1 protein-coding gene is annotated in these 600 nt (G+C 37.3%); it reads right to left on the bottom strand.

The window, feature by feature from the left end; genetic code table 11:
- The coding region (locus D1841_RS18200; RefSeq protein WP_166554384.1) for a helix-turn-helix transcriptional regulator at nucleotides 1-552 on the bottom strand (552 nt) is incomplete at its 3' end.
- Nucleotides 553-600: the final 48 nt, after the last annotated feature.

Below are 600 nucleotides of genomic sequence, written 5' to 3'. Positions count from 1 at the left end.
ATATGTAAAGGTCATGGAACTCATCATTCCAATCCGATAATCCTGTTCCTCTGAAAGCGTTGGCATACTAAAAGTCAGCATATCAAACGGCGGTGAAGCATTAAAAAATACAAAATTAATGCTGATATCACTATAAATCACTTCTCCGAAATAGATAAAACTGCTTTCGTAAATATTAGAGACATCCGCAACATCTAAATAAAGAGTGGCGCGCATCTTTGTGTTATCTATTTCAATTACATCAATATGCAGCTTGTTTTTGTGTCCCATATAGCTGTAGAGATACAGCCTGTCTATATAATTCCCAGCATACCTTTGCTTATCTGTTTCCGTCTCTTTCGAGCTCGGAAGCAGCGTTGCTATGTCAACATTTAAATATCTGCACCAATCAATCAAAACCTCTAAATCTACGACAATCTCGCCTTTTTCATACTTAGAAACGGTCGCAAGACTTTTATTCAGTGCTTCCGAAAGCTGTTTCAGCGTTATCTGCTGTATTTTTCTATAGACACGCAGTTTTGCGCCTAAATTTTGATAAAACTTATCAGACACGGACACTTCTCCTTTCTCTGCTGCATTTATTCTATCATCAGATTTCTC

Origin of the sequence: Neglectibacter sp. X4, from assembly GCF_009917365.1 — a bacterium.
Lineage (GTDB): Bacteria > Bacillota > Clostridia > Oscillospirales > Acutalibacteraceae > Acutalibacter.
The sequence above is the reverse complement of the archived record's forward strand: the minus strand, read 5'-3'. Positions and strand labels throughout refer to the sequence as shown.